The organism is Rhizobium cauense, assembly GCF_019511525.1.
GTDB classification, from domain to species: domain Bacteria; phylum Pseudomonadota; class Alphaproteobacteria; order Rhizobiales; family Rhizobiaceae; genus Rhizobium; species Rhizobium cauense.
This window is the reverse complement of the sequence record NZ_JAEUAT010000014.1, coordinates 84,457-110,520: the sequence shown is the minus strand read 5'-3', so window position 1 is coordinate 110,520 and position 26,064 is coordinate 84,457. Positions and strand designations below refer to the sequence as shown.

Annotated in this window: 23 protein-coding genes; 11 read left to right on the top strand and 12 right to left on the bottom strand. The window is 57.9% G+C overall.

The genetic code is table 11. The annotated features are described in order from the left end of the window. Nucleotides 1-81: 81 nt before the first annotated feature. Nucleotides 82-981, top strand: a complete 900-nt coding sequence (locus tag JNB88_RS23325) for a LysR family transcriptional regulator (protein WP_220357493.1) — start codon at nt 82-84, stop codon at nt 979-981. A 112-nt stretch (nt 982-1,093) separates the two neighbouring features. Here the strand turns inward: JNB88_RS23325 and JNB88_RS23320 are convergent, their stop codons facing one another. Together JNB88_RS23320 and JNB88_RS23315 are read right to left on the bottom strand one after the other, a co-directional pair. Then, nucleotides 1,094-1,570, bottom strand: coding sequence for a nuclear transport factor 2 family protein (locus JNB88_RS23320; RefSeq protein WP_037135393.1), 477 nt, complete (start codon nt 1,568-1,570; stop codon nt 1,094-1,096). Nucleotides 1,571-2,400: 830 nt separating this feature from the next. Then, nucleotides 2,401-3,450, bottom strand: a complete 1,050-nt coding sequence (locus JNB88_RS23315) for a LacI family DNA-binding transcriptional regulator (protein WP_156142594.1) — start codon at nt 3,448-3,450, stop codon at nt 2,401-2,403. 435 nt (nt 3,451-3,885) lie between these two features. Between JNB88_RS23315 and JNB88_RS23310 the strand changes: the two genes are divergently transcribed. The 3 genes from JNB88_RS23310 to JNB88_RS23300 all read left to right on the top strand — a co-directional run bounded on the left by JNB88_RS23310 (nt 3,886) and on the right by JNB88_RS23300 (nt 7,537). Next, on the top strand, nt 3,886-4,848 hold the full coding sequence (locus JNB88_RS23310) for a sugar-binding protein (RefSeq protein WP_037135395.1): 963 nt from the start codon (nt 3,886-3,888) through the stop codon (nt 4,846-4,848). 77 nt (nt 4,849-4,925) lie between these two features. Then, on the top strand, nt 4,926-6,467 hold the full coding sequence (locus tag JNB88_RS23305) for a sugar ABC transporter ATP-binding protein (RefSeq protein ID WP_220357492.1): 1,542 nt from the start codon (nt 4,926-4,928) through the stop codon (nt 6,465-6,467). A 44-nt stretch (nt 6,468-6,511) separates the two neighbouring features. After that, nucleotides 6,512-7,537 (top strand): ABC transporter permease, encoded by a 1,026-nt coding sequence (locus JNB88_RS23300; RefSeq protein WP_220357491.1) that lies wholly within the window; start codon nt 6,512-6,514, stop codon nt 7,535-7,537. Between the two features lie 222 nt (nt 7,538-7,759). Here the strand turns inward: JNB88_RS23300 and JNB88_RS23295 are convergent, their stop codons facing one another. Together JNB88_RS23295 and JNB88_RS23290 are read right to left on the bottom strand one after the other, a co-directional pair. Beyond that, nucleotides 7,760-8,683: an alpha/beta hydrolase gene (locus JNB88_RS23295; RefSeq protein WP_220357490.1), complete on the bottom strand. Its 924-nt coding sequence runs from the start codon at nt 8,681-8,683 to the stop codon at nt 7,760-7,762. Between the two features lie 376 nt (nt 8,684-9,059). Beyond that, nucleotides 9,060-9,473, bottom strand: coding sequence for a DUF2177 family protein (locus tag JNB88_RS23290; protein WP_220357489.1), 414 nt, complete (start codon nt 9,471-9,473; stop codon nt 9,060-9,062). Nucleotides 9,474-9,702: 229 nt separating this feature from the next. Between JNB88_RS23290 and JNB88_RS23285 the strand changes: the two genes are divergently transcribed. The 3 genes from JNB88_RS23285 to JNB88_RS23275 are packed head-to-tail and all read left to right on the top strand — an operon-like array spanning nt 9,703 to nt 13,062. Beyond that, entirely contained in the window at nt 9,703-11,052 is a 1,350-nt protein-coding gene (locus tag JNB88_RS23285) for an NAD(P)/FAD-dependent oxidoreductase (protein ID WP_220357488.1), read from the top strand. Next, nucleotides 11,049-11,858, top strand: a complete 810-nt coding sequence (locus tag JNB88_RS23280; protein ID WP_220357487.1) for a DUF1365 domain-containing protein — start codon at nt 11,049-11,051, stop codon at nt 11,856-11,858. Before JNB88_RS23285 ends, JNB88_RS23280 begins: the two co-directional genes overlap by 4 nt. Continuing rightward, nucleotides 11,845-13,062, top strand: a complete 1,218-nt coding sequence (locus JNB88_RS23275; RefSeq protein WP_220357486.1) for an SAM-dependent methyltransferase — start codon at nt 11,845-11,847, stop codon at nt 13,060-13,062. The genes JNB88_RS23280 and JNB88_RS23275 overlap by 14 nt, the downstream gene beginning before the upstream one ends. A 92-nt stretch (nt 13,063-13,154) precedes the next feature. Here JNB88_RS23275 and JNB88_RS23270 read toward each other — a convergent pair whose 3' ends face one another. After that, nucleotides 13,155-13,880 carry a haloacid dehalogenase type II gene (locus JNB88_RS23270; RefSeq protein WP_338111027.1) on the bottom strand — a complete coding sequence of 242 codons (726 nt, stop codon included), beginning with the start codon at nt 13,878-13,880 and terminating at the stop codon, nt 13,155-13,157. 79 nt (nt 13,881-13,959) lie between these two features. On the opposite strand from JNB88_RS23270, the gene JNB88_RS23265 reads away from it, so the two are divergent. Further along, nucleotides 13,960-14,103 (top strand): hypothetical protein, encoded by a 144-nt coding sequence (locus tag JNB88_RS23265; protein ID WP_220357484.1) that lies wholly within the window; start codon nt 13,960-13,962, stop codon nt 14,101-14,103. 29 nt (nt 14,104-14,132) lie between these two features. After that, nucleotides 14,133-14,261 (top strand): hypothetical protein, encoded by a 129-nt coding sequence (locus tag JNB88_RS34195; RefSeq protein WP_262928087.1) that lies wholly within the window; start codon nt 14,133-14,135, stop codon nt 14,259-14,261. On the opposite strand, the gene JNB88_RS23260 is transcribed toward JNB88_RS34195, so the two are convergent. Next, the gene (locus tag JNB88_RS23260; protein WP_220357483.1) at nt 14,258-15,403 is read right to left on the bottom strand and encodes a M24 family metallopeptidase; all 1,146 of its coding nucleotides are present in this window, start codon (nt 15,401-15,403) and stop codon (nt 14,258-14,260) included. The genes JNB88_RS34195 and JNB88_RS23260 overlap by 4 nt on opposite strands. A gap of 100 nt (nt 15,404-15,503) precedes the next feature. Here JNB88_RS23260 and JNB88_RS23255 point away from each other — a divergent pair, with 100 nt between their 5' ends. Then, nucleotides 15,504-16,805 (top strand): alpha/beta fold hydrolase, encoded by a 1,302-nt coding sequence (locus JNB88_RS23255; protein WP_220357482.1) that lies wholly within the window; start codon nt 15,504-15,506, stop codon nt 16,803-16,805. 90 nt (nt 16,806-16,895) lie between these two features. Here JNB88_RS23255 and JNB88_RS23250 read toward each other — a convergent pair whose 3' ends face one another. The 5 genes from JNB88_RS23250 to JNB88_RS23230 form a co-directional block, all read right to left on the bottom strand. Beyond that, the gene (locus tag JNB88_RS23250) at nt 16,896-17,993 is read right to left on the bottom strand and encodes an ABC transporter ATP-binding protein (RefSeq protein ID WP_220357481.1); all 1,098 of its coding nucleotides are present in this window, start codon (nt 17,991-17,993) and stop codon (nt 16,896-16,898) included. A gap of 10 nt (nt 17,994-18,003) precedes the next feature. Beyond that, nucleotides 18,004-19,935, bottom strand: a complete 1,932-nt coding sequence (locus JNB88_RS23245; RefSeq protein ID WP_220357480.1) for a glycoside hydrolase family 127 protein — start codon at nt 19,933-19,935, stop codon at nt 18,004-18,006. 28 nt (nt 19,936-19,963) lie between these two features. Further along, nucleotides 19,964-20,827, bottom strand: coding sequence for a carbohydrate ABC transporter permease (locus JNB88_RS23240; protein ID WP_037135412.1), 864 nt, complete (start codon nt 20,825-20,827; stop codon nt 19,964-19,966). Then, nucleotides 20,827-21,747 (bottom strand): carbohydrate ABC transporter permease, encoded by a 921-nt coding sequence (locus tag JNB88_RS23235; RefSeq protein ID WP_220357479.1) that lies wholly within the window; start codon nt 21,745-21,747, stop codon nt 20,827-20,829. Before JNB88_RS23235 ends, JNB88_RS23240 begins: the two co-directional genes overlap by 1 nt. 88 nt (nt 21,748-21,835) lie before the next feature. Further along, on the bottom strand, nt 21,836-23,080 hold the full coding sequence (locus JNB88_RS23230) for an extracellular solute-binding protein (protein WP_220357478.1): 1,245 nt from the start codon (nt 23,078-23,080) through the stop codon (nt 21,836-21,838). A 168-nt stretch (nt 23,081-23,248) separates the two neighbouring features. On the opposite strand from JNB88_RS23230, the gene JNB88_RS23225 reads away from it, so the two are divergent. Further along, the gene (locus JNB88_RS23225; protein WP_220357477.1) at nt 23,249-24,256 is read left to right on the top strand and encodes a LacI family DNA-binding transcriptional regulator; all 1,008 of its coding nucleotides are present in this window, start codon (nt 23,249-23,251) and stop codon (nt 24,254-24,256) included. Nucleotides 24,257-24,330: 74 nt separating this feature from the next. On the opposite strand, the gene JNB88_RS23220 is transcribed toward JNB88_RS23225, so the two are convergent. Further along, a complete protein-coding gene (locus JNB88_RS23220; RefSeq protein WP_220357476.1) occupies nt 24,331-26,055 on the bottom strand; it encodes a CocE/NonD family hydrolase in 1,725 nt (574 codons plus the stop codon). Nucleotides 26,056-26,064: the final 9 nt, after the last annotated feature.

The following is a 26,064-nucleotide window of genomic DNA, read 5'->3' as shown; positions in this document are numbered from 1 at the left end:
GACGAAGATGTAAGCCGATTGATCAATCTCCGGAATTGCAATATTCCTTTCGATTGAATTACCATTTTTGAAATAATCGAGATGAACGACTATAAAGCCCTGAAAACCTTTCTCCTGGCGGCCGAGAAGCGTAACTTCGCCCAGGTCGCACGTGAACTCGACATGACCCCCGCTGCCGTGACGCGAGCAATTGCCGCACTCGAGGCCGATCTCGGCCTTCAACTTTTCGTACGCACCACGCGCCAAGTGTCGCTGACGACCGACGGCGCTGTGTTTGCCGCCCAGATACAGCCGGCGATCGCTATGCTGGAGGATGCGCGCAAGGAGGTGATGAATGCTCACAAGGCTGATGAGGGGCGTTTAAGGATCAGCGCGCCGACCTGGTTCGGCAAGGCTGTGCTGCCGCCCATACTTTCGGGCTTCAGGGAGCGGTACCCAAAGATAAGCTTCGAGATTTCGCTGTCGGACGGGCTCGTGAATATTGTCGATGAGGACTATGACCTGGCGATCCGCATATCCTCCGAGCCGTCCGACAAGTTCACCATCTGGCGCAAGATCCGCGTCGTGCCCCGTATTCTCGTGGCGGCGCCCGGAAGCCGCTACGCAACCATGCAGCATCCAGGCGAGCTTACACCGGACGATTGCCTAGCCTACAGCGGCGAGAGCCGAAGGGAGACCTGGGTGCTTTCGGACGGCGGGTCGAGCATGACGATTTCGGCGGGGCGCTCCTTCAGCGCCAACAATGGTGAAGTCCTGGCCGACATGGCGACCGATGGGACGGGTGTTGCGATGCTGCCCGGCTTCCACATTGCCGAACATCTGCGAACGGGGCGTCTCGTACATGTGTTCAAGGGCTGGGCGCCTCCAGACCTTTGGCTGACGTTATATTATCCGCCCTATCAGGCACTGCCGCCGCGCATTGCTACTTTCTCGAAATTCTTCGAGGAGCAAGTGGCCTCGCAAATGACAATGCTGGGCTAATGCCACCTGGCGGAACCCTTTGCTCCACCCGAAACTCGGTTGGTCGCCCGTCACTAGCCTTATCGTCCGCCCGCGAGAGGCGCGGTCGCAGTTTCGCCGAGGCGGTGGTCCGTCATAGGCCGAGGTCCGTAAGGCCTGGATGATCGGCCGGGCGTGGGCCGCTACGATCCCACCTGTATTTACGGTCCTGCTCTCCAATTGGAAGGTCGTTGATGCAAGCAAAACGACGAAGCATCAGGCCATTTGCGGCGAACTCCCAGTTTTCGTTGCCGTAAGACCTGAACCAATTGCCGGAATCGTCATGCCACTCGTAGGCGAATCTGACCGCAATGCGGTTCTCATTTGCCGCCCATAGTTCCTTGATTAGCCGATAGTCCAACTCGCGCGTCCATTTCCTGGATAGGAAATCCACGATTGCAGCACGGCCGTTGATGAATTCTGCACGATTACGCCAATGGCTATCTTGCGTGTATGCGAGCGATACCCTTTGTGGGTTGCAGCTGTTCCAGGCGTCTTCTGCTGCCCGAACTTTCAAGATTGCGGTCTCTCTTGTAAACGGCGGAAACGGTGGGCGCTCTTCGTTCTGCATTGGTACTTCCTTTCAGGTTGAATCGGAGTAGCGGCTTTTGAGTTGAAGACTTTGGCTAAGTCTAGCCTGCCTGTCGTACGCCGTGTGTCCAACCGCTAAGTCACGGGAGTGGCCGGTATGTCGGTTGTTGCGATTGGAGGCTGATGCCTGGCGACTAATTCGGGCTCCTCCATGGTCGGGTTGCTGCTGCGACACGTTTGAAGCAAATGCGGGAGAGACAGCCCGCGCTAGATCAGAAAGCTACTGTAGGGCGCGGAAGCCCTTGTTTCGCAGATCGTCAATCTAAGGGAGAGTTAAACCAGTGCAACGGCGCATCGTAATTGAACTTAGGTATAGGCGCACCTGACACCACGGCATCGGCTGTGCACCTAAAGAGACTAGGCTTTCCACGGCACTCCTGGCCACGTGCTTGCGCTCACTGCGTCGCACCTTCATCCGTTGGGCCCCTTCTGTCACACAGATGATGCATGCGGCCATTATCTGCCACGTGAAACTCGTTGGAAATTGACATGCCAAAAAGCGGAAGAATTGGCCTCTATGGCACGAGCCTGTCGGGCCCTTGTATTTTTACAGCGAACACCGACGGCGGAACGATCCGCGGATGCCCTCGTCTGCTTTCCTTGATGGTCGGAAAAAGAGGGTTACGGCTTTCGGATCCAACAAGTGGTCTTTCGGAATTGATTACATTGCATGACCTCAATCGGCGGGGCAGAGCATCCTTCCGCTGGCTATAATCCAAAGAGAGTTTGCAATGGCCTAACGCTCGAACGAGGTTTTGGAACCGAAGCTTTGCCATGCGCGTCGTCTTTCCCGAGGCTCGATATCGAGGCCTATTTCAGAGTGAGCGCCCCGTCGAGAATCTGTGGCGCTTTGGTTTTCGGCGCGGCGACGGAGAGGCGCTTGACGAGCGAGCATTCGAGCTTCGTAATCGGATAGCGCTTCTTGCCTGGAAGGCTTTCCGGGTTGAGATGTTCGATCGCCCATTGCCCCATGGCGAGATGGGGAAGGATAGAAGTCGTCAGCGGCGGTACGAGATGTCGCGAGATGTCTTCGTCGTCGTAACCCACCACCGACATGTCCTGCGGTATGCGAAGACCGGCATCCTTTAGTGCTTCGTAGCACCCAATCGCCGTCCTGTCGTTCTGGCAGAAAATCGCCGTGGGCGGCTCCTTCAGAGCGAGCAGCTTCGTCGTCGCGGCATAACCGGCGCTGGCCGACCAGTCGCCTTCGATGACCAGCTCCGGATCGAAAGGAATATCGGCTGTCGCCAGCGCGCGACGGTATCCGGTAAGCCGGTCTTGCGCGGCCTGCATCCAGATTTCTCCGGTGATCGTCGCGATACGATGGTGTCCGTGCGCAATCAGGTGACGCGTGGAACTCTGTCCTCCCGCGATTTCGCTCGGTACCACGGAGGGAAAGGCGTAATCAGCGGTATAGCAGTTTAGAAGCACGGTTGGGATGTTGAGCTTGTAGATATAGGGAGGGAGTTCAACCTCGCGGGTAAAGATCGTCATGTAAATCAGCGCCGATATGCCGCCGCTCGTCAGCGCCTTGATTGCCCTCGGCTCCATGACCGGATCGCTAAGAGTTTGCGCCACCAACAGGACATTACCGGCTTTCCAGGAGGCCTGTCGGGCGCCTTCAATCGCAACGATCGCTTCAGGGCTGGTCGCAAGCTGGTCGACAGCGAAGCCAATGACGTTATCCAGGCCCGAGTAAGAGGCTGGCGTTGGATATGTTGCTCCAACATAGCCTAGCGCTCGAGCAGCCTCGAACACCCGATCGCGGGTCTGCTGCGAAATGCGGGTGCCGGGCGTGTTGTTGAGGACGAAGGAGACGGCCGCCTGAGAGCAACCCGCGGCCTTGGCGATATCCATCATCGTCACGCGTTCCGGACGAGACGCCTTTCGCCCTCGCGAAGGCTTGCTTGTCGCAGGCTCGTTTCCGTCCGAAATGTTGTTCTTCCGCATTCTTGAAAATCCGCTTGCACAAATCTGTAAAGGTAAATCATTGCGTGGCGTTGATAATTAATATTAGCACTGAGAAGGCCACGCTAGCAATCGCATGAATTGCTATAAGCGCGAACGCACCTCGTCTGATCTAAACAAATGCGCATCTTCCGCAACCATTCCATGAAATGTTTTGATCTTGATTGATAATACTATTTACTAATTAAAATTCTTGTATACCGTCATGGAGCGATCGGAACCTTATGCCACTCGTCGCTCTGCGACCGCCCTAGGAGGGGGCGCGCATCCGGCCGGCCGCAAGTTGCAATCGGGCCCTTGCTACTGCGGCCCTTCGGGAGGTGTATTATGAATCAGCTGAAACGCAATGCAGCCTTGTTCTTCGCCGGATTGATGCTGAGCGCCGCGCCTATGGCGGTATCCCATGCCGCCGACAAGCCCACGCTCGCATTCGTGGTCAACGGGGCTTCCGACTTCTGGAAGGCCGCCGAGGCAGGTGTGAAGAAGGCCCAGGGCGAAATGCCAGACTACGACATGCAGCTGAAATATCCTGAGCAGGCTTCGGTCGCAGTTCAACAGCGCCTGATGGAAGACCTTGTCAGCGCCGGTGTCAAAGGGGTCATGGTTTCCGCCGTCGATCCCAAGACCCAGACCGATGGTCTGAACAAGATCGGCTCGCAGACGGCACTCTTTACAACCGACAGCGATGCTCCGCAGACCAACCGCGTCGCCTATATCGGCTCGTCGAACGTTGATGCCGGCAAGCAGGCCGCTGAAATCGCCAAGAAGGCGATGCCTGATGGCGGCAAGTGCATCGGCTTCGTTGGGCTACTTGGTGCAGACAATGCCAAGGAACGCATCGAGGGCATGAAGGAGGGGCTGAAGGGTACGAAGATCGAGCTCGCCGACGTGCGCGGCGACGATATCGACCAGACCCGTGCCAAGAAGAATGTCGAGGATGCGCTGGTTGCCAGCCCCGACGTAACCTGCATGGTCGGCTTCTACTCCTACAATACGCCGCGCATCTATGAGGCGCTGCGCGACGCAGGCAAACTCGGCCAGGTCACCGTCGTCGGTTTTGATGACGATCCGATCACTCTTGGTGGCGTCAAGGAAGGAACGATCGCCGGCACCGTGGTGCAGCAACCCTTCGAGTGGGCCTACCAGGGTATGAAGCTGATGGCTGCCTATCTGAAGGGCGACAAATCAGGCGTTCCCGCCAATGGGTTGATCATCATCCCGACGGTTATCATCGGCAAGGACGACGTCGACAAATATGCCGCCAACCTGAAAGCCATGGCAGGCAAGTAACAGATCCTCGCGGCGGTGACGCGTGTTGCCGCCGCGAGCGACGTATCAAGCCAAGCATCAGCAGCCATGGTCAGGTAATGAACCACAGCTCCGACATCCCGTCGCCGGACGTACCAGCGACACCGTTCCTTTCTCTTTCCGGTGTTGGCAAGACATATCCGGGCGTCGTCGCACTTGATGGCCTGTCAATGGACATCATGCCGGGGGAGGTCATCGGCCTCGTCGGCGAAAACGGGGCAGGAAAATCGACGCTCATGAAGATCCTCGGCGGCGTGATCGCGCCTGACCGGGGTACGATCCTGCTTGACGGTCAGGAACTGCACTCGCTCAGTGTAGAGTCGAGTATTTCTTCCGGCATCGCTTTCGTCCACCAGGAACTCAATCTCTTCGAAAATCTCGACGTCGCCGCCAATATCTTCCTCGGCCGTGAGCCGCTGAAGGCGGGTCTCTTCAAGCTCGTAGATCGTGATCGGCTAAGAGAAATGGTAAGGCCGCTCCTGAAGCGCGTGGGCGCGCATTTTTCTGCTGACACGCCCGTCGCATCGCTTTCGCTTGCAGAGCAGCAGATGGTTGAGATCGCCAAGGCCTTGTCCATCAACGCCAGGCTCGTCATTTTCGACGAACCGACATCCAGCCTTCCGCTGGCCGAAACCGAGCGGCTGTTGAGCATCATCAAGTCGCTGAAGGCCGATGGCATCAGTGTCATCTTCATTTCCCATCGCCTCCACGAGGTCGAGCGTGTGGCCGACCGGGTCGTTGTGTTGCGCGATGGCTCGCTCGTCGGCACGCTGGCCAAGACTGAGATCGGCCATGACCAGATGGTCAAGCTCATGATTGGCCGAGTGCTTGCGGCCCGCACGGCAAAGCCTCAGCGGGCGCCTGGGTCAGTTGCCCTGACAGCGCGCGGTGTGCGCACTGAGGCCTACCCGTCCCGACCAGTTGATCTGGATATTCGTTATGGAGAGATCCTCGGGCTTGCCGGACTTGTCGGTTCAGGGCGTACCGAGCTTGCAAGGGTACTCTTTGGAATTGACAAGAGTTATGGCGGAGCCGTTCTGCAGGACGGTCAGCAAATTGCGATCCGCTCTGCGCGTGACGCTGTCTCGCGCGGTATTTTCCTGGTGCCGGAAGATCGCAAGCGCAACGGCATTCTTCTTGATTTTCCGATAGCTCAAAACATTACCCTTGCCGATCTTCCCAAGCTTGCGACCCGCCACATGCTTTCTGCCGACCGGGAAACGGCGGCCGCCGAGAAGCAACGGGTTCGCCTGGGCATCAAGGCGCCTTCCGTTTCGACCCGGACTGGCACGCTGTCGGGCGGCAATCAGCAGAAGGTGGTCCTTGCCAAATGGCTTTCGATGAAGCCGAAGGTGATGATCTTTGATGAGCCGACACGTGGCATTGACATCGGGGCCAAGAACGAGATTTACGGCCTGATGCGAGCGCTTGCCGACGCTGGAGTCGCCATCCTGATGATCTCAAGCGATATGGAAGAGGTGATCGGCGTATCTGATCGCATCGCGGTCATGCACGAGGGGCAAATCTCCGGCATTTTGGACGAGGATCACTTCAGCCAGGAAAGCGTGCTTTTGCTTGCCGTCGGCAAGAGAGTAAACTAACGGCCGCGGCCACGTAAAACCAAGTATCGGGGAACGGATCTCCAATGATAAAAAAAGACCTCGGACTGCTGCTTTTGATCGTCGTCGTCGGCATCGTCGTCGCCATCATCAATCCACGTTTCCTGCTGCCGATCAACCTGGCCAACACCGCCAACCTGATCGGTCTGTTCGGTATCCTTTCCATTGGCCAGGCCTTTGTCATCATTACAGGTGGTATCGAGCTTTCCGTGGGCTCGCTCGTCGCGCTTCTCGGTGTCCTTTTCATCGATTTTATTGCGGTTCAGGAGATGTCCTGGATGCTGGCGCTGCCGCTCATTCTTGTGCTCGGCGCACTCATCGGGGCCATTCACGGCTGGCTGATAACCCGGCTCAATCTGCAACCCTTTGTCGTCACCTTGTGTGGCTTGCTGATCTATCGCGGTGCGGCTCGTTTCTACACTGCTGATGGGACAGCGGGATTTGCATTTGGCCAGAATTTCCCGGACCTCGAATTCCTGACGGCCGGTCGATTTTACGGCGTACCCAACACCTTCATTGCGCTTGTGATCATCACGGTGGTGATGTGGGTGGTGTTGCACCGTTCCGTATTCGGGCGTTACCTCTATGCCATTGGGAAGAACGAGGAAGCAGCCCGTTATTCCGGCATCCGCACCGGCCGAATGATCATGTCGGCCTACGTCATCTGTGGATTGCTTACGGCTCTTTCGGCGATCTATTTTGCGATGTACACGCGCTCGATCTCACCGGCAAGCCATGGCCAATTCTACGAACTCTATGCGATTGCTGCTGCAGTGCTCGGCGGGTTTTCGCTGCGTGGCGGCGAGGGGTCGATTGTCGGTGTCGTGCTTGGCACAGTCTTGCTCCAGGAATTGCAGAACCTTGTGAACCTGCTCGGCATCCCGTCGTCATTGAACTTTGCCGTGATGGGTGGTGTGATCCTTATCGGCGTGCTTATCGACCAGCAATGGCATGCCATTCGAGCACAGCGCCGCCTCGTGGCGGCAGCTCGACAGACGGAAGGCCGCCTGCACGACGAAAGTTCGCTGCCGGCGGTTGCGCGTCAGGACTAGGCCAACGGTGCTATTGCGTGCCGGCACGGTTCGCGCAGCATCGTACGCGTGACACTGGAGCTTGGCAGCAGTTCAACGGTGTTCATGTGGCGCCGGGGCGGCCTGCACCTTTTTTTAGGGTGAGGCGAGGCTTGCGAGCGCGCGTCCAGGGCCAACGTCATTGCATGCTTGCAACGGTGTGGCGGTGCCTGCCCTTTCGCAGGCTGGTGGAAGCCAAGCCTGCTACATAAGATAGCGCGTAAACGCTACTATTTCCTGGCCCAAATCATCTTCGCATGTGTTGAAATGTGCAATCATGGAAATGTGGTTATGTCCGGCCAACCGGATGAAACGGGGGGCTTTCCTGCGTGCTGAGGCAACTCTATATGCCAATTCCAGGCCATAGACATCCAGTAGCGGGTTCTCGAACTCCGAGATAGCGATCATAAGCGGAAGCATGGATATTCCAACATGCGTCGCAGGTGAACGCGCGTCATAGAGTGCATCGTCGGCTCCAAAATAGGACCGGACGCTCCCGGCGAACGGATTTTCCGGTAGAGCGTCAGCCCGCATCCGGGGCGAGAGCAAGACAAGGCCCTTCAGACCGCGTCCAAAGTAAGCCGCGGCGGGGTCAAAGGCATAGGTGCCAAGGTGCGTGCCCCCAGCTGAATGCCCCATCGCGAAAACCGATGCCGGGTTTCCTCCATACCTTGATACATTGGTCTGCATCCATTCCAATGCCAGTGCGAAGTCGTCGGCCCCGCCCGGCCACACAGATTCAGGAGCAAGGCGATACTCCACATTGATGCCGACAAAACCCTGTCGCGCAGCCCAATAGAGCACATTGTCGTAAACTTCGTCGGTTACGCGTTTACAGCCGCCGACGAATGACCCTCCGTGCAAGAAAAACATTACAGGCGAATTGCTGGCGTCATCCGGGACAAAACAGTCAAGCACCTGGCGCGGATGCGCGCCGTAAGGAATGTCACGCGTTACCGACACTCCCGTGTTGGAGGACTTACGCAGAATTTCGCCGTAGACGTTAAGAACAACGTCACGATGCCTTGCAATGTCGTCGTCCCACACAGCGCCTATATCCATCATCAATCGGCGCGCGGAAGGGGTCAAAGCAATATGACTGGCCACTTGGCAGCCTCCTGTGAGCACTTGGCTTCTGTGAATTGTACGTCTTCACCATGGTCGGGTCGACTGCGCGCAATGGATCGTACGTCTTGGGTTATCCGCAGCGTTGGTCTACCGACCTGACGGAGTTCATCAGTCTGCTTGAAGAAATGCGCTGCTCGCATCTGCCGCTGACTGTTCGCGTGCGGTCCGGGGGCTGCGGCGGGTCTGTCTCAGTTTTCTGTCTGCGTCGGATTAGCGCTACAGCCTCAACGCTCCAGTAATCACCTGTGTACAAAGCTCGGCGATTTCGTCGAGCAGGTTCGTGGTCGCAGCCTTGTGAAGGGCACTAGGAAATAACCTGTTGCCACCTGAGCTTGATCTCAAACGGACAGAGGTCGCTTATTTTAGGGGGATGATGTCATGCGTTCCCGATTGAACGTGACAGCACGGTCACCATGTACCCAGCAGTAGCGGACGTGGCCGTGATTGCCATGCCCCAGAGCATGTCGACGATGCAAACTTGTACAGACCACCCCTTTAGCGTCGCGAGGTTCGTCATATCGTAGGTGCCGAATGCGACAAGCCCGAGGACTGCGCCGGAGAGGAGGGCAGTGGTCCAGCTGCCCGTGCTCAACGCCGGCGCGATAGCGAAGAAAACGATGCCAGCCACATAGAGAAGGTAGAATGTAGCGGCTGCGATCAAGTTTGGCTGCGCCATCAGAAGCTCGCCGATGTGGCTGCGATAGAATGCTGGCGAGATGCGCGTCAGCCAGATGAAATCGAGGCCGAGGAACACCAGAGCCGTTGCTGCGTACGAAATCAGGTAGGCCATTTCGCTGCATGCTCCTTTGGAGTGAGTGGCCCCCATCGCGTCAGCGAACGACGAAACCTTCGCTGCGCTGTGGCCAATGGGCTTGATCGTGCAATCGCCTGGACGGGGTCCGTTACGGTGGAGGCAGAGTGCCGGATCACCGCCGCTCAAAAAACTGAGGTTGCGTAGATCCGGTCGTAGGTTCCCGCCGTAATGACAAGCAGAACTGTGGCTGACGGAAGAGGATATAATGCGCATCGATCGCGATCGTGCCGTTGCTTCGCGCCGGCGGGTGGCCGTGATCGGTGCTGGCATATCTGGAATGTCCGCGGCTTGGCTTCTCAGCCGCAGCATGGACGTGGTACTTTATGAGGCCACAAACAGCCCCGGCGGACACGCTAATACGGTATCAGTGCTAACGCGTTCAGGACTTGTCGCGGTCGACACGGGCTTCATTGTCTATAACGATCGCACTTACCCAAACCTCGTTGCCCTCTTCGAGCATCTCAAGGTGACGACACGAGGCTCGGAAATGTCTTTCGCGGCATCGCTCGATGGGGGCGCGTTCGAATATTCCGGCTCCGGTATTGGCGGCTTGCTCGGCCAGCCCAGCAACATTTTGCGGCCGCGCTTCTGGCGCATGCTCTCCGAGACGCTGCGCTTTTATCGTCAGGCGCCGGGCGCGCTTCTCCAAAAGGAACTGGAATTGAAGACGCTCGGTGAATATCTCGACGAAAACTGCTACAACGACGCTTTCGTAAAAGATCACCTGCTGCCGATGGGGGCGGCGATCTGGTCAACGACTGCAACGCAGATACGCGACTACCCCCTCCAAGCATTCGTCCGCTTCTTCGAACGTCATGGCCTGCTTGCCCTTTCCGATCGCCCGCGTTGGCGAACGGTCACTGGCGGCAGTCGCGAGTATGTCAAACGGCTCCTCAAAGATTTCTCCGGTGAGATCCGCCTAAGCAGCGCTGTCAAAGAGGTTCGTCGCGACAATGGCGGTGTGGTTGTCACGGAACGAAGCGGCAATCGCGACATCTTCACCGACGTTGTGATTGCAACACATGCAGACTGTGCACTGGCCATGCTGGCGGATCCAGACCGGCAGGAGCGGGCCTTGCTGGGCACGATCGGATACACAACCAACAGGGCCGTGCTGCACACCGACGATCAGTTGATGCCGAGGCGCCGAAAGATCTGGTCGAGCTGGAACTACATCGCAGACCCGGAGCGTGGCGGCGATCGGCCGCTCTGCGTTACATACTGGATGAACCGGCTGCAGGGTATCGATCCGGCCACGCCACTGTTCGTCACGCTGAACCCACACCGAGAGATCGCGCCCGAACGGGTCCTCGCAGAGTTCGATTATGACCATCCACTGTTCGATACATCGACACTTGGGACGCAGAAGGAACTCTGGCGGCTGCAGGGGCGCGGTGGGGTGTGGTACTGTGGTGCCCACTTCGGCAGCGGCTTTCATGAGGACGGTCTGCAATCGGGACTTTCCGTCGCCGAGACCATCAGCGGGGAGGTTCGTCCCTGGGCAGGTGGGTCCGGCTTGCTCCCGTCCACTGCGAACGTTGCGATGGTCCAATGACATGCAACTCTTGCCTTTATGCCGGTCAGGTCACGCATCAGCGCCATCGTCCGCGCTGGCATCGGCTGCGATACAGCGTTTTCGCCGTGCTTCTGGACCTCGACGAATTGCCGGTGCTCGACCACAATCTTCGGCTGTTCGGACATAACCGGCGGGCGATCTACTCATTCCATGACAGCGATCACGGTGACGGGTTGCCCGGTGGACTCCGCGCCTGGATCGTGCGCCAACTCGTGGCAGCCGGCGTCGCTATCGACGGCATCCGGATCGGTATCGTCTGCTATCCACGTATCCTTGGCTTTGTATTCAATCCGCTGACGGTCTATTTTTGCAGCGGGCATGACGGGAGGGTTCGTGCTGTTCTCTATGAGGTCTGCAATACGTTTCAGGAGCGGCACACCTATGTGATCCCTGTTGCCGACCCCAGCGGTGACGTGATCCGACAGTCCTGTCCAAAAGCCCTCTATGTCTCGCCTTTCATTCCCATGGACTGCTTCTACAATTTCCGGATATCGCTGCCGGAAGAGCGTGTAGCGATTGTGATTAACGAGCACGACAGCAAGGGGCCGGTGCTCGTTGCCAGTTTCACCGGAGCACGCGTCGAATTGTCTGACCGCCGCCTGCTTTCAATGCTTTTCACTTATCCGCTGATGACGTTGAAGGTCATCGGCGGCATCCATTGGGAGGCACTGCGCCTCTGGTTGAAGGGCGTTCCGGTCCATCGCCACGTTACCGCTCGCACCACCATTGCTACGACCGTCGTTCCCCTCAATTCGTTGAAAGAGTCACAGCATGAGTCAGGCTGAAGAGGAGGCTCGAGATTTCCTCGCCGCCAGTTGGTCGCTTTGGCAGCAGATTGTTTGTCGTTGGGCCGAGGGGATCGAGCGCGGACACCTTCTGCTCCAGTTTCCGAACGGTGGAAAGCACGTGGTTACGGGGAAGAAGGCTGGTCCGTCCGCCGCCATCCGGTTCCACAATGCGAGACCGTTCTGGAGGCTTGTGACAGGTGGCAGCCTCGGCTTTTCGCGTGCCTATCTCGATGGTGACTGGGACACGCCGGATCTTGGAGCGGTCATGGAAATGGCGATCTCCAACGAGGCGTCGCTGCGGACAGTTCTCGCATCCTTCCCGGTGCTTGGCCGGCTTGCCTATCTCAGGCACCGCTTGCGGCGGAACTCTCCTGCGGGCAGTCGCCGCAACGCTTCCTTCCATTACGATCTCGGCAACGCTTTCTACGCCGCCTGGCTCGACGAAACGATGACGTACTCGGCCGCCATCTTCACGCAGGAGGGACAATCATTGCACGAGGCGCAGCGTACCAAGTACGACCGGATTCTTCAGGCGCTTCGGATCGGTCCGCAGGACCACGTTCTCGAGATCGGATGCGGTTGGGGCGGGTTCATGGAACACGCTGTCTCGCGAACGGGTTGCCGCGTCACCGGACTGACGCTGTCGGCAAAGCAGGCGCAGTACACGCGCCAGCGTTTGTTGGCCTCGGGTCTCGCCAATAGGGCCGAGGTCCGCTTGCAGGACTATCGCGATTGTGAGGGACCCTTCACCAAGGTGGTATCGATCGAGATGTTCGAGGCGGTTGGCGAGGAGAATTGGCGGGGCTTCTTCAATCACCTGAGAGAACTGCTCGTGCCGAGCGGCCAGGCGATGATCCAGGTCATCACCATTGATGAGACGCGTTTCGAACGCTACCGGCACAACGCTGACTTCATTCAGGCCTACATTTTTCCTGGGGGCATGCTTCCATCACCGACGATCTTCAGGGAGAGGGCCGAAGGATCCGGACTGGTCCTCGCCGATGAATTCGCTTTCGGTCGTGATTACGAGAGGACACTGCTTCACTGGGAGCGCTCATTCGTCGAAAACTGGACACGCATTCGGACGCTGGGGTTCGACGAGCGGTTCCATCGGATGTGGCGGTACTATCTGCATTACTGCGCCACAGGGTTCCGCATCGGCACGATTGACGTGTACCAATTCCATCTGGAGCGCCCATAAGATGAGAGGTCCTTGCAGCATGCGCCGCGTGAACGCGGGAGGGACTGCGACGCCATTGGCGTCGGCACATTGGCGGGCTCTTTGGCCATGCGTCAGCATCCAAGGCGTTCGGCCACTTCGATCAGGTTCTGAGCTATGATATCCCAGTCGTCCTCTGGTTCGAGATCTGTTGTCTGATCTGGGCCATGTTCGATTGGTCGACGAATGAACACTGTCGCCATGCCCAGAGCGCGTGCCGCTGATAGATCGCTGTTGTGAGCGGCGACCATTGCACTTGTTTTCGGTCTCTGCCCTGCTGCCTTCACCGATCCGAGATAGGTCTGCGGCTGCGGCTTGTAGGTCCTTGTGATCTCTGCTCCAAGGATAAACTGCCACGGCAAGCCACCAAACCGCGCTAGTTCCGTCATGCCGGCAATGCTTCCGTTCGAAATGGGAGCGATCGTATAGCGCTTCTTGAGGCGTCGTAAACCTTCGACGGAGTCCGGCCACGGATCGAGCCGCTCCCAGGCACGGTTGACGTGCGCGAGCTGCTGATCGTCGAAGGCGGCGACATCCAATCCCATGGTGCGAAGGACTGTTTCCAGGTTTTCACGATGCAGAACTTCGAGCGCTACCCATCCACGCCTGCCGGAACGAACCTCCTCCATCGCTGGCTGATAGAGTGCCCGCCATCGGTCGGCGAAGTCAAAAGGGTCGATTGAGAGACCATGTTCGCTTGCAAACGAATTTACCGCTCGCGCAACGCCCGTCCTCCAGTCAACGATCGTGCCGAAGGTGTCGAAACCCAGAAATTGGACGGCATGGATTTGCGATGTCACGGCGCACTCCCGCTGACTGAGTTGCCAACGCATGCTGGCTTCCTATGTTAAACTGTTCAATAGCAAGAGGATAACAAACATGCGCAATGGCCCGTACCTCCTGATCGGAATTTTGATAGTCGTGGTATTGGGCATGGGGATTTACATTTTCCGCGAGGAAACAAAGCCTTCAGGGGTTAATATTTCGATCGGCGAGAAGGGGATCTCGGTCGAGGAAAAATAGGAACCGCCGGCAGTGACGGAGAAGGCTCAGTGGCCATCACCGCCCTCTTTGCCGGCTGCCTGATGCAGCGAACGGCGGTGACAAATTTGGTTGCGATCAGCCTAAGGGGCCTCGCTGACGGCGAAGCGGATTTTCAGCGGCTGCAGTTCTCGCTCTAAACCTCGGTTGGACTTCCTGCGGGCGTCGTGAACCAGTGCGGACCGGCTTCGGTCATGTGGATGTGATCCTCTAATCTGACGCCGAATGCACCGGGAAAGACAATCATTGGCTCGTTCGAAAAACACATTCCCGGAGCAAGTTGTGTTTTGTTCCCCCTGACGATGAACGGTGCCTCATGGATCTCGAGACCGAGGCCATGACCGGCGCGGTGCGGCAAGCCAGGCAGACGATAGTCCGGGCCGAGGCCATGACGGGCAAACACATTGCGAGCCGCATCGTCGAGGCTTTCGCACGGCGCACCGAGCTTCGCCGCCTCGAACACCGCCTCCTGTCCTTGGCGTTCGATTGACCATGCTCGCTCGAAATCGCGATCGCCACCGTCAAGCATGTAAGTGCGTGTCAGGTCAGAGTGATATCCGTCAATGCGGCAGCCGGTATCAACCAGAATGACGTCACCAGGTTCGAGGACCTGCTCACCATCTGCGCCGTGCGGCAGCGATGTCGCGGCTCCAAATGACACTATGCAGAAACTCGAGCCATTGTCGGCACCGGCATCCCGATGCATCTTGTCGATCAGGCGAGCCACTTCCGATGCGGCGACACCAGGCGCGATCGTGCTTCGAATCTCACGGTGGATGCCCAACGTGATGTTCATTGCGTATTGTATTAGAGCGATCTCGCCTGGTGACTTGATCGCCCGTATCGAGCGGAGGAGTGGTCCGGCGTCAACAAGCCGGGCAGCACCCATCTCTTCGGCAAATGCATGGTAGAAGGCAAGCGGGAGCGCGTCATCAAGTGCGAGGCTGCCTATTGGACCGAGCAATCTCGCAACGAGCTCGACGCCATTTTCGTCCTCTTCCCAACCAAGAATGTCACCCGGCAGGTGAGGGAGTGACTCAACGCGACTGCGCTCGAAGCCCGGCACGATGTAGGTGAGTGTCTCGTCTGTCACGACTGCGCCCAGCAGTCTCTCGCTCAGATGCCAGACAAGACCGGTGAAGTAGCGCAGGCTCTCGCTTGGCCCAAGGAAGGTTGCCGTGACGCCATCGGTGTGCATCCGTTCACGCAGTCGCGACAAACGGCCGTAGCGCTCCTCTTGCGTGATTGCCGAGACGGGATGAGACCAGGGGGAATGCAACATGCGACTATCTACCTGCGACCAATGCTTCGAAACGAGATGCTTGATTCCAGGTTAGGGCAATTGTAGGCAAGTTGTCGACACGCAAATCCAGGTTTGTAACATGCTCATCAGCGAATACACGATTCCAGGCATTCACATCCGCGATCATCTCGTCGACGTTCCCCTGGACTGGAAGCGCCAGGAACAGGCAACGATCAAGGTGTTCGCGCGCGAGGTATCAGATCCGACACGCAGGAAGGACACCTTGCCGATCCTTCTCTTCCTGCAAGGGGGCCCCGGCGGAAAATCGCCGCGTCCTGTCGGAGGCGGTCCGCCCTGGCTAGGTGAGGCACTGAAGACGCACCGCGTGGTTCTTCTCGACCAACGCGGCACGGGCAGGAGCACACGCATCGAGAGCGCCACCATGGCGGGTTTCGGCAATGGGAAAGCGGCGGCCGAGTACCTCAGTCATTTTCGCGCCGACAGCATTGTTGCCGACTGCGAACATATCAGAAGGACAGTTTTCGGTGGTGGACGATGGGAAACGCTCGGCCAAAGCTACGGCGGCTTTTTGACACTCACCTATCTCTCGCAGGCACCAGAAGGATTGGCGGCGTGCTATGTCACCGGCGGGCTTGCCGGCTTGTCAGCTACAGCCGATGAGGTTTACCGCCGCACATATCCCCGGGTGGCCGCCAAAAACCGTGAGTTTTACAAGCGCTATCCTACAGACCACGATCGAATTGGTCGGATTGCTGACTGTATCGCTGCGGGCGATGTTAGGCTTCCGGACGGAGACTGCCTGACGGTGCGCAGATTTCAGACCATCGGCATCGATTTTGGGATGGCGCCCGGTTACGAGAATATTCACTGGCTTGTTGATGAGGCTTTTGCTGATCCTGAGGAAACGCGATTTTCTGATGCCTTCCTTAGCGCTGTCATGTCCCTGACCTCTTATGATGGCAACCCGATGTTCGCGGCGCTTCAGGAAAGCATCTACGGACAGGCGACAGAGCCAACAGGATGGGCGGCCGAGCGCGTGCGGTCAGACTTTCCGGAGTTCGGTGTGTCAGAGCGCCCGCTCTATCTAACGGGCGAGATGATGTACCCATGGATGTTTGAGGAAATCCGTTCACTGCGCCCGTTCCGTAACGCAGTGGAGGGGTTGGCGCGCTACGATCGGTTCGAGCAACTTTACGAGCCGGCGAGACTCGCATCAAACGAGATTCCTGTGGCTGCCGCAGTCTACTTCGACGACATGTACGTTGACGCGGAACTGTCGTTGGAGACCGCGCGCCTCGTTGGCAACGTTCAAACCTGGGTCACCAACGAGTTCGAACATGACGGCGTACGTCAATCACCAGCTGTCTTTTCGCGGCTCAGGCAGATGGTGCGTGATCGCGGAGGGCCGCTCGCTAGCTAACATTGACCGGCAAACGATCAAGGCGGACGAGTTCACCCCTGTTCGCTCGGGAGTGAACTCAGACCGCTTTGTTCACACTGACGGTGGCCATCAGAGCGAAAGCGATCTGCCTCCGTCCGGGTCAAACAGGTGCATGCGGTTCATGTTGAACGAGAGGGGCATTCGGGTGCCAGGGCGCGGGTCGCTTTCAGGATCAATGCTTGCGCAAATAATGACCGAGCCAATGTTGAAATAGATCATCGTTTCAGGCCCGAGTGGCTCAACCAGATCAACATCCGCTTTGATGGTTTCGAAACCAGGCTTCGACGCTTCAGACGAGATTGCTTCTGGTCGGATACCGAAGACGACAGGCCTGCCCGCGTGAGCCTTATAAGCTTCGGCTCTGGCGGGAGGTACCGCAAGCCGGGTTCCGTCCTCGAGGACCACGACAAGTCCATCATCATATCCTTCCAGTCGCGCCGAAAGGAAATTCATCGCCGGCGAACCGATGAAACCGGCCACGAACTGGCTGACGGGATGGTGGTAGAGCTCCTGAGGCGGTCCCGCTTGCTCGATGATGCCACCGTTCATGACGACGACGCGGTCAGCCATTGTCATTGCTTCGACCTGGTCGTGTGTCACATAGACGGTCGTGGTCGGAAGAAGCTGATGCAGCCTCTTTATCTCGGTGCGCATCTGCACGCGCAGTTTGGCATCGAGATTGGACAGCGGTTCATCGAACAGAAAGACCTTGGGATTGCGTACGATGGCGCGCCCCATGGCGACCCGTTGGCGCTGTCCACCAGAAAGCTGGCCCGGACGGCGCGACAGCAACTCCGTAATATGGAGCGTTTCAGCTGCACGGGATATGCGGCTGTCAATTTCGGACTGCGGCAGCTTCTGTTGTTCGAGGCAGAAGGAAATGTTCTCACGTACGCTCATATGCGGATAGAGAGCGTAGTTTTGAAACACCATTGCGATATCGCGTCGACCCGGACCAAGGCGGTTTACCACCTGATCGCCGATGACGATATCGCCGCCTGTTATGTGCTCCAGCCCGGCGATCATTCTGAGTGTCGTCGACTTGCCGCAGCCCGACGGACCTACAAAGACAACGAACTCGTTGTCCTCAATCTCAAGATTGATGCCGCGTACGGCTTCATAGATGCCGTAGGATTTGACTACATTTCGCAGTTCGAGCCGTGCCATCGTCGCCTCCTTACTTCTCGTGCAGCCAAACGGCCATCGCGCCGGGCTCGCGGTTGGCCCACAGGTGGTAGGGGATAGCCTTGAAGCGTGTCGGCTTTAACGCGGGCGGCTGCGTGCGATAGAGAGTTTCCTTCCAGTCGGTTGCGTCTGCCTCCATGGCGTCGCCCTCCAGGACCGTCGCGCCGCCTAGAAGTGTGTCGTCGTACCTCACTGCAATCTCGCCTCGCGAGGGCAACCGCAGTCGCTGCGGTTCCGTACCAATGTCGGCTTCCTCCACGCAAAAAATGACCGGTCCACGGCGCAGCGCAAAGCGGCCGTTATCCTCCGTTGCGGCCGGATGCGCATAGAGGCGATCGACGGGCATGTTGAAGTCAAGTCGCACTTCGTCGCCGTCAAGCCACTCACGCTCGATTGCTGCATATCCTTTGATCACATTGAGCGCTATGCTCTCTCCATTGACGGATGCCTTCGCTTGACGGCACCAGCCCGGAACGCGCACACGCATGGCAAAACGCTTCTGCCGATCAAGGCCAACCGAAATCCTGACATCACCGTTCCACGGATATTCGGTCGTCTGCTTGAGACGCAGGAGAGTATCACCCACTGACAGTTCTGCAGAACTTTCGCCGTAGAGGTGGATGGCGACCTCGTCACACCTGGTTGAATAGAAGTATTGGCCAAGCGATGTAATGAAGCGAGCGATGTTGGTTGGGCAGCAGGGGCAATAGTGCCACTTCCATCGGCGGTTCTGTCCATGGCTCTCGAGCACGTTTTCATAGAAGTAGTGTTCGCCATCGCGCGAGATCCCTGAGAGCGCACCGTTGTAGAGGACTGTTTCAAGCTTGTCAGTGAACTTGCTGTCGAGTTCGATCTGAGCCATGCGATGGCTGAAGAAGCCGAGCGCCACGGCAGCGCAGGTCTCGGCGTACGCAGTCTCGTTCGGTAGATCATACTCGCGTGTGAAGCCTTCGTTCGACGCGGAGGGGCCAAGGCCACCGGTGACATAAAGCTGGCGTCCCACCAGGTTGTCGAACAGGCGCTCACAGGCAACCTTCAGGCTTTCGTCGTCGTTCTCTACCGAAAGATCAGCCATCGCCGAGAAGAGATACATGGCACGCACTGCGTGCCCGACTACCTGCGTTTGTTCGCGCACTGGCATATGCGCCTGGCTGTAGGCATAGGTCTGGAAGACGTAGTCAGACGGATCCTCTCCACGCCTTCGCGCTTCGTCGTCATAGTAGGATGGCATCTGGCCACGCTCATCGACGAAGTAGGTCGCAAGTTTCAGGTGGCGCGGATCCTTTGTCACACGGTAAAGCTTGATGAGTGCAAGCTCGATCTCTTCGTGAGCGTCGTAGCCACGAAGTTTACCCGGCTCGCGACCGAACGTGTCAATGATATGGTCGACGGCGCGGATCATGACGTCCAGAAAACGTCGCTTGCCGGTCGCGTCGAAGTAGGCAACGGCTCCTTCGAGGAGGTGTCCCATCGAGTACATTTCGTGCAGATCGCGAAGGTTGGTCCAGCGCTTGTCCGGTTCGCGACGAATGAACCAGCTGTTGAGATAGCCGTCGGCCATCTGACCGGCTTCTAGCTTTTCAACAATCGAGTCGATCCTGGCCTCTGTGTCGGGGTTCGGATGAGCCCTCAAGGTATAGCTTGCCGCCTCGATCCACTTGCCGAAATCGGAATCGAAGAAGTGCTGCATCGAGAGCCCACTCGGCTGGATCGGGCGGACCAGCGGGCCGGCGGGTTTGTCGAAGTCGAGCACCTCGAGAAATCCTTCCTCTTCCAGCCGCATGTGCTGCGTCGGAATGGTCACGTCGCGCACTGTCTCTGTCCAGCTTTTCCAGAACCCACCATCAAATTTCACCTGGGTGTGGTCGACCGGTACATAGCGCTCGATCAGCGAGCGCTGCTTCAATTTCTCTGCAGTAGGCATGGGGGCTCCTTGAGCGGGCGTGCCGCTATCATTTCACGGCGCCGGCCGTCAGGCCGCGCACGTAGTAACGTTGCAAAAGAAGGAAGAGCAGAATGCAGGGGATCATCGTGACCACGATACCTGCCTGCAAAGCGCCCCAGTCGATGATGCCATAAAGGCCCGATGACACGTTCACGAGCATAATCGGCAAGGTGAACTTGTTCTGATCAGACAGGAAAATAAGAGCGGCCAGAAACTCGTTCCACGAGTTGAGAAAGGCAAACATCGCCACCGTTGCCACGCCGGGCAGTGCAATCGGCAGCATGATACGGCGCAGGATCGTGGCCTGAGACGCACCGTCTATGCGCGCTGCCTCGATGAGGGCCTTTGGCACGGCGTCGAAGGCATTTCGCATCATGAAAACCGAGAAAGGCAGCTGAAAGGTGACGTAGATCAGGACCAGGCCGTAGATGCTGTTTTGCAGACCGAGCATCTTCAGGATCAGGAACAGCGGTGTCAGGATCGACTGGAACGGGATCATCATCGTTGCCATGATGAGTACAAATAGAATGGACTGGCCGGGAAACCGGAACTTTGAAAAGCCATAGCCCGCCGGCACCGAGACGATGACGGTCAACGCCACTGTCCCGATGGCAATCAGTACGGAGTTGCCGGCATAGACGTACCAACCGGCACCAACGTTTTCCAGCCGTCTGTAGTTTTCCAGCGAGAACGACTTGGAGAACAACGCGGCCGGATTGGCGAGAGCCTCGGCCGCAGGCTTGAACGAGTTGGCGAAGGACCACACGATCGGCATGATGAAAAAGATTGCGAAGAGGATCGATGCCAACAGGAAGAGCAGGTAGCTAGCCTGGCCGCCACGCGGGTTCGCCTTAGTGGGGGACGTTGTCATCAACCTTCCTCCGGACGTTCGCGCAGCAGTACGAACTGGATGGCACTGATGGCCACAAGCACGACAAGCAGTGCGAAGGAGAGCGCCGAGCCATAGCCGAGACGATAGGACGAGAACGATGCGAGATAGATCGAGAAGACGGCCGAGATCGTACTGTTTTCCGGTCCTCCCTGGGTGATGATGAAGAACTGGTCGAAGGCGAGCATGGACGACGTGACATTCAGGACCAACGCCAGCACCAGTGAATTGCGCATCAGGGGCAAGGTGATACGGCGAAAGCGGCTGAAGACATTCGCGCCGTCGATCTTGGCAGCCTCTATAACGTCGTTGGAAATGCCCTGCAGGCCAGTTAACAAGATGACCATGGTGAAGCCTGAGGTCTTCCAGACAACCATGAGGATGATCACGGCAAGGGCTGGCCAGAAGCTTTCTAGTGGTCGGGGCGCGGAGCTGATCAGACCAATGCCACGCAGTACCTGGGCGAAAACGCCACTGTCTGGGTTTAACAGCCACATCCAGAGCGTGGATGCGGCGCCGAAACCGATGACGACGGGCATGAAGAAGATCGTGCGGAAGAAGCCTGCCGAGCGCAGTGGGCGGTCGACCAGAAGAGCAAGCGGGAAGGCTACAACGAAGATGGCAGCCGTCACCAGCACAGTATAAAGAAGCGTGAAGCCTAGGGAATGCCACAGCTGCATGTCGCCTGCCAACTCACTGTAGTTGGCAAGACCAATGAACTTCCTGCGGCCGAGCAGCGGCCAGTTGTAGAAACTCATCCAGACGGTCATGGCAAGCGGGATGAGAAACAGAACGAGGATGAACAGGAAGCCTGGCAGGATGAAGGCAAGGCCAAGCCAGCCTTTTGGCTCCGGGTCCCCGGAAATCGGTTGAACCGGTTGCTTTATTGGTGTGTCGAGCACTGTCGTTCCTTGAGACTTTAAGAAGCCGCTGCTTCGCAGCCGTCTGGATGCGGGGCACGCGCGACAGCGCAGGCCCCGCAAAGCGGAATCAGGGATTGGTGCGTTCGAGGATCTTGGTGAAGTCGTCCTGCGCCTTCTTAAGCGAGCCATCGACGTCCTCGCCAAAGATAGTACCCTGGATCAGGTTGAGGAACGGGCCGGTGCGGCTGACGAACAATTCGTCCGAGGAGAAGGTGTAAGGTGTGCGCGCCTTGGCCAGAATGTCATAGGCGGTCAGGTTGCGCGGATCGAACTTGGCGTAAGCTTCCTTAGCAAGATCGGTGCGCGACGGCATTCCGGATTCTTGTGTGATGTAGAGCTGCTGCTCGGGTTCCATGTAGAACTTGACGAAGTCGAGCGCGACCTTCTTCTTTTCGTCGCTGATGCCCTTGATGAGTGCCAGGCTGTCACCACCAGCAAAGCTCGACGCACCGCCCTTGGGGCCGGGGATCGGCGCGACAGCAAACTTGATGTCTGGGTATTTGCTCGTCAGCAGGTTGACGATGTAGGAGCCAGTCATGAGGATGCCGACCTTGCCGGAGGCGAAGGCTTCGACGGCATTGTTGCCGTTGCCTGAGCGCGACGTCGGATGGATGGCGCCAGCCTGCCACATGTCGCGATAGGCTGAGATGGTTTCACGCAGTGCAGGAGTATCTACGGTGGCAGTCCGGCCGTCGTCGCTCAAGACATCGGCATTCGCTGCCCACAGGTGCGGCAGGAAGTCGTAAATCAGCCAACTGCCGGAATTGGCAACGAAATAGAAGCCGTAGGTTTCCTTGTCGAGCGCATGGATCTTTTTGGCGGCAGAGGCAATTTCGTCCAGAGACGCTGGTGCCTTGTCGGGGTCAAGGCCCGCCTTCTTGAAGAGGTCAGTGTTGTAAGCGATGATCGAGGCATCGGGCAGCGCAGGAACACCGTAAATCTTGCCATCATAGGTCGCCAGGCGGATATGCGAAGGGCTCAGGGCATCCGCGTAGGGGAGGTCCTTGACGAAGCCGGAAATGTCTTCAAGGCTGTCGCTGGCTGCAAAGGTCGGCAAGTAGATCAGGTCGAGGACGGCGCCTTCCGGTGCAGCTCCGCCAGCGATGGCCGCGCCGAGTTTTGGTACCATCTGCTCGGCGGTGATCTGCGTGACGTTGACCTTGTCGGAATGAGTAGCGTTGTATTTTTCGGCCAGCCCCTGTAGTACCGCGCCGGACGATGTGCGCACCCATAGCGTGATTTCCTCGGCATTGGCGAGGGAAGAACTTGCCAGCAATGCGACAGCAGCAATTGTCGATTTAAGACGTAACATGCGTGTTCCCCTTCTATTATATTGCCCCTTCGGGCCTAAGAACGGAGACGACGTTAGTTGAGAAAATTTTTTATGTCGACAGGTCGGAGACGCTCTCTAGGCAGCTTTTTGCTAAAACCTTTTAACATCAACATTATTTCTGCTAAAAGGTTTTAGCATGACAGTTAAATGGAGGCTGATTTGAAGCAACCAGGCGGCGGACGCCATACAATCCGCGATGTGGCGCAGGCCGCCGGCGTGAGCATTTCGACGGCCTCGAATGCCCTCAACGGCACCGGGCGAACCAATCCGGAGACACGTGAAAAAGTCAGGCGGATTGCTGACGAGCTCGGTTTCCGTCCGAATGCACTCGCGCGTGGGTTGCTAACACGGCGCAGCCACGCAATAGGCATGCTGACCAACGATACCTATGGCAGACTGACGCTGCCAATGGCGGCGGGTGTGTCTGAAATCTTGGTGGATCACGGTGTCTCTCTCTTTCTGTGTGCCACCAACAACGATCCGCGCCTTTCGAGATTGCACCTCGAGGCACTTCTCGACAGACAGGTCGACGGCATTATTTTTACCGCGACGCGTATCGATCTGGAGCCGCCTCCAGAGCTGACCAAGCTGAACATACCTGTCGTCTACGCATTCGCGCAGGGACCGTCGGGCAGTGTCAGCTTTCATCCGGACGACGCGCAAGGCGCGCGCCTGGCCGTTCAACATCTTCAAGGACTGAACCGGTCGCGGATACTGCACATTACCGGTGAGCAGAACTACCGTGCGGCTCGCATCCGGGCCGAAGCCTACCACGAGATCGTCGGCGCCTCGGCACAGGTCATGTTTGGGGAGTGGTCCGAGGAATGGGGCCATGCGGCGATCGAGAGGGTGTTTGCGCGACCGGGGCCAAGACCTGACTCGATCTTTTGTGGTAGCGACGAGATTGCGCGTGGCGTTATCGATGCCCTGCGAGACAGGGATATTTCCATTCCGGGTGACATTGCCGTTGTCGGTTTCGACAACTGGGAGGTCGTCTCGAAGCAGACGCGTCCACCTTTGACGACGATCGATATGGAGTTGAAGGAACTCGGTCACCAGGCCGGACTGGCCATTCTCGGCCTGTCTCGCGGTGAAAAGCTGGAGCCTCGTGTTGAGAGACTGCCCTGCACCCTCGTCGCCAGGGGATCAGCCTGAGTCAGGCGATCTTCGCCTGACCTGTTTTGACAGCGGGGCGCTTTCAGAACGGTCCGTCACGTCGGTGCTGGATCCTACAACCCGGTCAGTGACCTGGCCGGGGGGGAGGTCACCTGCACGACTGGGAGGATGAGGCAGCTCGGACATGCAGGTCCTGAAAACACCCGCTGTTTTGCGGGGACAAAATCCGATGCCTTGGCAAGCGTCGGCGCCACGCCTGACTGTGGATTGCGATCGAAGCGTGGGAAATTTGACGAGGCGACCTGGAGCCTCAGTCGATGCCCCCTCTTGAACAAACGGCTGATGTGCCCGAGCCGAACGACGATCTCAACGGGCTCTTCGCATGCGCCCGCAGGCTCCCATCGCAAGATACCATCAACAATGCCAAGGCTCCTGCCGTCAGGATCCACCTCGCAAAGCTTCGCTGTCCAGTCGCAGGTAGTCGCCGAAGAGGCGACAAAGAGCTTGGCTGTAACAAGCCCCGTCACGTCAAGGTCGTCGCGAAGCGGCTGTCCTGTAAAGACCAGGACGTCATCGCGTGCCTCAATCGTCGCCTGGTCGATCGGGCCGGAATTGCGTCCCTGAAGGAGGCCGGGAAGGAAGGTCGCGCCCCCGAGGCTTGGGATCGGATTTGATGGATCGGACGTGTATGTGCTGCTTGCCTTTGACCCCAATGTGGAAGAAAGAGCGCTGCGGCCGCAATCGAGAAAGTGTGGCACATTGATCGTATCCGGCAGCGGCCAATCCTCTGCGGCATGCCAGCTATTCGATCCCGAACGGAAGTAGCGTACCGCAGATGAGGCCGGTTGCCTTCCATCCAGCACGCTGTCAAAAAAGGCCAGGGTTTCTCCAGGCAACTCTGCTGTCGACGCACCATAGCCGAGCCACTCCTGACCCTGCCAGTCGCTCGGATTTCCGTGAGACCAGGGTCCTATGATGAGGCGGTCGGGCATTTGGCTTTTGCCTGCCCAGCGTGACTTTGCCTTTTCGAAGAGTTCGAGTGAGCCCTCGAGAAAGATGTCATTCCAGCCTGCCACAACGAGCATGGCTGTCTGGCTCGTCCCGACCCAGTCTCTGCTGTCAGATGGGCGCTTGCCGCTGATTGCCTGCGGGTCGAACCAGTCATTCAAGTATGGTGCAAGCTCTGCGATCGCTCCATCAAGGATGGGGAGCCGGGCAAAGGCAGCCGCCGGATCCTCACGCATTTTTTCGAGCAAGGCCTGAGCGCGCTTTCGGATATCTGAAGGCATAGCCGTGGTGCGGTGTTCAATGTGGTCGGGGCCGAGCGACTCGATCACCCATAGCAGCAGGAAGGCAAGTTCAACCGCGCCGCCGCGATACATCCAGGTTTCGCCATGGCGTGCAGTTGTCAACTGTGGCGCAATCGCTTTCAGGCCGACTGGGTTCTCGGACAGTGCAAGAACCTGGGTCGCGCCGACATAGGACGCGCCGAACATGGCCACTTTTCCATCGCAGAATGACTGGCCCGTCAACCAGGAGATCGTATCGGCGCTATCTCGACCCTCTTGCTCGAAAGGAATGAAATCGCCACCTGACTGATAACGCCCGCGCGTGTCCTGGACTGCAATAGCAAAGCCTTGTCGCAGTGCCGCCTGGAACTCGAGCGCCGAAATATATTGCGAGCCGAATGGCGTTTCCTTACGATAAGGCGTCCGCTGGAGTAAAACCGGGCAGGGCTCTTGCGTTGCGGGTAGCCAGATGTCGGTCTTCAGAATGACACCATCCCGCATTGCCACATCGAGATTGTCGAGCAGCCTGAAGCTTGCTTCTATCGTCATGATCTTTTC